This is a genomic window from Streptomyces tailanensis, from assembly GCF_008386495.1.
Taxonomy (GTDB): Bacteria; Actinomycetota; Actinomycetes; order Streptomycetales; family Streptomycetaceae; genus Streptomyces; species Streptomyces tailanensis.
Map to the genome: position 1 here is coordinate 416 of NZ_VTHJ01000145.1, position 6,875 is coordinate 7,290.

Here is a 6,875-nt window from a genome sequence, read left to right on the forward strand (position 1 = left end):
CCCCGCGGGCCCCTGGGTCACAGCGCGCACCAGCAGTTCACCGCCGACGAAGGCGCCGCGCCAGGACGCGCCGAACCCGCCGAACAGCTCGTCGCGGTCCCCCCGCGAACGCGGCTTGCCGTGGCCGACCTTGAACGCCCGGATCTGCGGGGCCAGTCGGTCGAAGGTCGCCCGGTCGTCGGTGGACAGGGTGGCGACCAGCGCGCCGTTGGAGGCGTTCATCGCGGCCAGCAGCTCCGACTCCGTGTCGACCAGGACGATGGAGTCGACCGGGCCGAAGGGTTCCGCGTGGTGCAGCGGGGAGGACGGCGGCGGGTTCAGGAGCGTGACCGGCTGGACGTACGCCGAGGTGTCCTGGCCGGGCAGGAAGCGGGCGTCGGCCTCGCTGCCCCGGTGCAGGGGCACGGCGCCGCGGTCGATGGCCTCGGCGATCTGGTCGCGCAGTTCCTTCGCCTTGGCCGCGTTGATCACCGGCCCGAAGTCCAGTGCCGGATAGGGGTCGTCGGCCTTCTCGACGGCGAGCGGGTGTCCGACGCGCAGGGTGCGCACTGCCGGGAGGTACGCCGCCAGGAAGTCGTCGAACAGCTGCCGCTGGACGACGAAGCGCGGGTACGCCGTGCAGCGCTGCTTGCCGTAGTCGAAGAGCTTGGGGACGACGGCCGTGAGCGCGTCCCAGTCCGAGTAGTTCCAGATGCCCCAGGTGTTGAGTCCTTCCTGTTCGAGGACGTGGCGCTTGCCGAGGTCGGCGACGGCCGTGGCCACCGCGGCGCCGGTGTCGCGGCCGCCGACGAAGGAGACGCAGCCGATCTCGGGCGCTCGCACCAGCGCCTCGGACAGCTCCCCCCCGCTGCCGCTGACAAGGGTGACGGGTATCCCCTCGCGGGCGGCCAGCGCGCAGGCCAGGGTCAGACAGGCGACACCGCCGTCGGTCGGGGTCTTGGCGATGACCGCGTTGCCCGCCAGGGCCTGTATCAGCATGGCGTGAACGAGCACGCTCATCGGATAGTTCCAGCTGGCGATGTTGGAGACCGGTCCGTCCAGCGGGGCCCGGCCAGCGACCATCGGCTCGATGCCGTCGACGTACCAGCGCACCCCGTCGATGGCCCGGTCGACGTCCGCCTGTGCGAGCCGCCACGGCTTGCCGATCTCCCAGACGAGCAGGAGCGCGAGGAGTTCGCGGTGCTGGGCGAGAGCGTCCAGGGTGGCCGCGATCCGGGCGCGGCGCTCCTGAAGCGGGATGTGCCGCCAGGCGCGGTGCTGGTCGAGGGAGGCGCGGACCGCCTGGTGGGCGGCGTCCCGGTCCAGCCGTGGCGGGCCGGCGATCGGGCTGCCGTCGACGGGGCTGCTGGCGGGCAGGGCCCGGCCGTCCGCTCGCCAGGCGGAGTTCCAGAGGTTGAGGACGCGGTCTTCGCGGAACGCCTCAGGGGCGACCGCCAGACAGCGCTGCCAGGCGTCTTCCCAGGTCGTGCCGGACTTCACCACGAGTGACGTGGCGTTGAGGGTGGTTGTCATTCGGTGTCTCCGCTCTCGGTGCACAATCGGGGGCGGGGGTGCCTGACGTCTGCCGAACCGCAGTACGCAGGCCGAGCGACCGGTGGTCGCGTAGGTGAGGAGGACGCGCCGGACCGTCGCGGCAGTCACTCCTGGTCAACCATGAGTGGCCCGGCGGTCGGTTTCCAGCGCGGCGAGTACCAGGCGGGCCGTCTCGGTCGGGGTGTTTCCCACGGTGACGCCGACCGCCTCAAGGGCTTCCTTCTTCGCCTGCGCCGTGCCCGACGAGCCGGACACGATGGCGCCCGCGTGCCCCATGGTCCTGCCCTCGGGCGCGGTGAAGCCCGCGACGTAGCCGACGACGGGCTTGCTGACGTGCTTGTCGATGAACGCGGCCGCGCGTTCCTCGGCGTCGCCGCCGATCTCCCCGATGAGCACGATGATGTCGGTGTCGGGGTCGTCCTGGAAGGCGGCCAGGCAGTCGATGTGGGTGGTGCCGACGACGGGGTCGCCGCCGATGCCCACACAGGTGGTGAAGCCGATGTCCCGCAGCTCGTACATGAGTTGGTAGGTGAGCGTGCCCGACTTGGACACCAGGCCGATGCGGCCGGGCTTGGTGATGTCGGCCGGGATGATGCCCGCGTTGGACTGGCCGGGGGTGATCAGGCCAGGACAGTTGGGGCCGATGATCCGGGTGCCCTTCTCCTTCGCGTACGCCGTGAAGGCGACGGAGTCGTGGACGGGGATGCCCTCGGTGATGACGACGGCGAGCCCGATGCCGGCGTCGGCGGCCTCCATCACCGCGGCTTTGGCGAAGGCGGGTGGCACGAAGACGACGGTGACGTCGGCGCCGGTCGCCCGCATACCGTCGGCGACCGAACCGAAGACAGGCACGGTACGGTCGTCGAAGTCGACGGTACGGCCCGCCTTGCGCGGGTTGACGCCGCCGACGACATGCGTGCCGGCCGCGAGCATGCGCCGGGTGTGCTTCATGCCCTCGCCGCCGGTCATGCCCTGGACGAGGACCTTGCTCTCCTTGGTGAGGTAGATCGCCATGTTCCGTCTCCTCAGGCCTTGGTGGCGAGTTGGGCGGCCCGGCGCGCGGCGCCGTCCATGGTGGTGGCCTGCTGGACCATTGGGTGGGCGTGCTCGTCGAGGACGGCGCGGCCTCGGGCGGCGTTGTTGCCGTCGAGCCGCACGACGAGCGGCTTGGTCAACTGGACGGTGTCCAGGGCCCGTACGATGCCTTCGGCGACCGTGTCGCACGCGGTGATCCCGCCGAAGACGTTGACGAACACCGACTTCACGGCCGGGTCGGAAAGGATGACGGACAGCCCGTCGGCCATGGTCCGGGCGGAGGCTCCGCCACCGATGTCGAGGAAGTTGGCGGGGCGGGCGCCGCAGCCGGCGACCACGTCGAGGGTCGACATGACCAGGCCGGCGCCGTTGCCGATGATGCCGACCTCGCCGTCGAGCTTGACGTAGTCGATGCCCTTGGCCGCTGCCGCCGCCTCCAGCGCGTCGTCGTGTTCCTTCTCCTGCGCGCCCCAACGGGTCTGCCGGAAGCGTGCGTTGTCGTCGAGGGTGACTTTGCCGTCGAGGGCGAGGATCTGCCCCTGCCGAGTGCGGACGAGCGGGTTGACCTCGACGAGGACGGCGTCCTCACGGACCAGCACCTGCCACAGCCGTACGAGAACGTCGACGGTCTGCGGTGGAAGGCCGCCGGCCTCGGCGATCTCCCCCGCCTTCGCGGAGGTGACACCCTCGGCCGGGTCGATGTGTATGCGGGCGACCGCCTCCGGTCGACTGGCGGCGACCTCCTCGATCTCCATCCCGCCCTCGGCGGAGGCGATGGCGAGGAAACGGCCCGCCGCGCGGTCGAGGACGTAGGAGACGTAGAACTCGGCCTCGATGTCGACCGGTTGGGCCAGCATGACCTTGCCGACCGTGTGGCCCTTGATGTCCATGCCGAGCATCTGACGTGCCGTGAGTTCGGCTGCGGCCGGGTCGGCGGCGAGCCGCACACCGCCCGCCTTGCCCCGGCCCCCGGTCTTCACCTGCGCCTTGACGACGACGCGGCCACCCAGCCTGCGGGCGATCTCCCGTGCCTTCTTGGGCGAGTCGGTGACCTCCGCCCTCGGCACGAGGATGCCGTGTTCCTCGAAGAGCCCTCGGGCCTGGTGCTCGTACAGGTCCATGATTCGGCTCCCGTCTCAAAAGCGCCGCACCTGAAAAGTGGTGCACGCCCCCTGGACATCACCCAGCGAATGCGGGATAACAATCTTCATACAGTATTCGTCGACTGTATGCAATGTGCAGCAGGACTCAGGATCGGCGCCGCCCGGACGCTCAAGGCAACGGACCAGCGAGGTGATCAGTGACGGCGAAGGCTCTTGAGGGGATCCGTGTCCTGGATATGACGCATGTGCAGTCGGGTCCGTCGGCGACGCAGNCGAAGGCTCTTGAGGGGATCCGTGTCCTGGATATGACGCATGTGCAGTCGGGTCCGTCGGCGACGCAGTTGCTGGCGTGGCTGGGTGCGGATGTGGTGAAGGTGGAGGCGCCGGGCGGGGACATCACGCGTGGTCAGTTGCGGGACGTTCCGGGTGTGGACTCGCTGTACTTCACGATGCTCAACTGCAACAAGCGCAGTGTCACGCTGAACACCAAGACCGAGCGGGGCAGGCAGCTGCTGACCGAGCTGATCAGGCGTTCGGATGTGCTGGTGGAGAACTTCGGTCCCGGCGCGGTGGACCGGATGGGTTTCACCTGGGACCGGATCCGGGAGATCAATCCCAGGGTCGTGTACGCGTCGATCAAGGGGTTCGGGGAGGGCCCGTACACCGGTTTCAAGGCCTATGAGGTGGTGGCGCAGGCGATGGGCGGGTCGATGGCGACCACCGGTTTCGAGGACGGGCCCCCGATGGCGACCGGCGCGCAGATCGGTGACTCCGGGACCGGGGTGCACGCGGTCGCGGGGATCCTGGCCGCCCTGTTCCAGCGGGAGAGCACCGGGCGCGGGCAGCGGGTGAACGTGGCCATGCAGCACGCCGTGCTCAACCTGTGCCGGGTCAAACTCCGCGACCAGCAGCGCCTCGCGCACGGCCCGCTGCCCGAGTACCCGAACGAGGACTTCGGGGACGAGGTGCCGCGTTCGGGCAACGCCTCCGGCGGCGGACAGCCCGGCTGGGCCGTCAGGTGCGCGCCCGGCGGCCCCAACGACTACGTCTACGTCATCGTCCAGCCCGTCGGCTGGCCGCCCCTGACCGAGCTGATCGGCCGCCCGGAACTGGCCCGGGACCCCGAATGGGCCACCCCCGAGGCCAGGCTGCCGAAACTGGCGAAAATGTTCCAGCTGATCGAGGAATGGACGGCCACCCTGCCCAAATGGCAGGTGCTCCAGCAGCTCAACGCACACAACATTCCCTGCGGGCCGATCCTGTCCACCAAAGAGATCATCGAGGACGCCTCCCTCGCCGACAACGAGATCGTCGTCGAGGTCGAGCATCCCGAACGCGGCCGGTTCACCACCGTCGGCAACCCCCTCAAACTCTCCGACTCCCCCACCCACATCACCCCCTCCCCCCTCCTCGGCCAACACACCGAGGAAATCCTCATCAGCGAACTCGGACTNNNACCCACATCACCCCCTCCCCCCTCCTCGGCCAACACACCGAGGAAATCCTCATCAGCGAACTCGGACTCGGAGACGAGGAGTTGCGCCTGCTGAGGTCGAGCGGGGTGATCTGACGTGGGGATCCAGAAGCGCACCACAAGGGTGCGCGGTCTTCCGACTGTGAGGAGGCGGTCCATGACGTAACCGAGCACGAGGGGGCGCCCGACGGTGCGCGTCGGCCGTCCCCGGGATCCGTGCGCGCACGAAAGGCATTTGGACAGGGGGCGCTGGCCAGATCTTTCGACGCAAGGAGTGCTTGAGCAGATGACAACCATCGACTATTCGACGTCCGCCCCGTACAGGGAGGTAACGGACGCCAACGGCCGCGTGTTCCGCATCGGTGAGACCGACATCGACATCATGGGCCGCAAACGCAAGTGGATGGTCATCCTGCCGTGGGTGGGCATGATGGGCATCAGCTCGGCGGAGTACGCGTTCGCGTCCGCCGAGGAAACCCTGCACACGGCGCACAGCTGGAGCAGCCAGCACATCTTCTGGATGCTGGGTGTCTGGGTGTTCTTCCAGGCCGCGGTGGCCTTCCCTGCCGGGAAGCTCCGCGAGAGCGGCAAACTGCCCGCCCGCTGGGCGATGATGCTGGGCGCCCTCGGCACCCTGCTCGGCTATCTGTCGCTCGCCTTCGCACCGCATGTCGTCGTCGCGTACGTCGGATTCGGCATGTTCAGCGGCATGGGCGCCGGCATGGTCTACGCGACCTGCGTGAACATGGTCGGCAAGTGGTACCCGGAGCGCAAGGGCGGCAAGACCGGCTTCGTCAACGGCGGCTTCGCCTACGGTTCGGTGCCCTTCGTGTTCATCTTCACCGGGTACATGGACCTGACGAACTTCCGCTGGGTGCTCGTCGCCGTCGGTGTCTTCCTCGCGGCGGTCGTCGCCGGGGCCGGTTACTTCTTCCAGGACCCGCCGAAGAACTGGTGGCCGGCCGAGGTCGACCCGCTGCGGAAGCCGGACGACCCGCGCGCGCGGCGTGCGCTGGAGAAGAACCCGCCGGCCGTGAAGCAGTACACGCCGGGTGAGGCCTGGCGGACGGGCCGCGTCGCGCTGATGTGGTTCTGCCTGCTGTGCACCTCGGGTGTGAACATCTTCGGCATCGCCTTCCAGGTGCCGTTCGGCAACGAGGCGGGCTTCGCGGGCGGGATCGTGGCCACGGCCATGTCCCTGAAGGCCATCGTCAACGGCACCGGCCGCGGTGTCATCGGCTGGCTCTCCGACCGTTACGGCCGCAAGCAGTGCCTGATCTTCGTCTGCATCGTGCTGGGCCTGTCCCAGTACGGCATCCTCTGGTCCGGCAACATCAGCAACCTGCCGCTGTTCCTGGTGTTCTCCAGCATCTCCGGATTCGGTGGCGGCGCCATCTTCCCGATGTTCGCGGCGATGACCGCGGACTACTTCGGTGAGAACAACAACGCCTCCAACTACGGTCTCGTCTACAGCTCCAAGCTGGTCTCCGGTCTGCTCGGGTCCGGCATGGGCGCCGTGGTCGTGGCGACCTGGGACTACTCGGGCGCCTTCGTGCTCGCCGGTTCCATCTCGCTGTTCGCCGGCTTCGTGGCCATCTTCCTGCATCCGCCGGGGCGGCCCCGCGGCAAGCACGTCGCTCCCAACCCGCGTCCGCTCGGTGACGAGGTGGCCTGACGCCTCGGCGTACGGCAGCAGGCGGCCGCCCCGTGGTCTCGCACCACGGGGCGGC

At 69.0% G+C, this 6,875-nt stretch carries 5 protein-coding genes; 2 read left to right on the forward strand and 3 right to left on the reverse strand.

Annotated elements, in window-relative coordinates; genetic code table 11:
* The 3 genes from F3T56_RS45435 to sucC form a co-directional block, all read right to left on the reverse strand.
* Window positions 1-1,512: aldehyde dehydrogenase family protein (locus F3T56_RS45435; protein ID WP_149831316.1), on the reverse strand; the 1,512-nt coding region annotated here is incomplete at its 3' end.
* A gap of 135 nt (window positions 1,513-1,647) precedes the next feature.
* Window positions 1,648-2,547 (reverse strand): succinate--CoA ligase subunit alpha, encoded by a 900-nt coding sequence (gene sucD, locus F3T56_RS45440; protein WP_149831313.1) that lies wholly within the window; start codon window positions 2,545-2,547, stop codon window positions 1,648-1,650.
* 11 nt (window positions 2,548-2,558) lie between these two features.
* Window positions 2,559-3,689 (reverse strand): ADP-forming succinate--CoA ligase subunit beta, encoded by a 1,131-nt coding sequence (gene sucC / locus F3T56_RS45445; protein ID WP_149831314.1) that lies wholly within the window; start codon window positions 3,687-3,689, stop codon window positions 2,559-2,561.
* 218 nt (window positions 3,690-3,907) lie between these two features.
* Here sucC and frc point away from each other — a divergent pair, with 218 nt between their 5' ends.
* Together frc and F3T56_RS45455 are read left to right on the forward strand one after the other, a co-directional pair.
* Complete coding sequence (gene frc, locus F3T56_RS45450) at window positions 3,908-5,221, forward strand: formyl-CoA transferase (RefSeq protein WP_425473754.1); 1,314 nt, start codon at window positions 3,908-3,910, stop codon at window positions 5,219-5,221.
* Between the two features lie 210 nt (window positions 5,222-5,431).
* On the forward strand, window positions 5,432-6,820 hold the full coding sequence (locus F3T56_RS45455; protein WP_149831315.1) for an OFA family MFS transporter: 1,389 nt from the start codon (window positions 5,432-5,434) through the stop codon (window positions 6,818-6,820).
* The last annotated feature ends 55 nt before the right edge of the window (window positions 6,821-6,875 follow it).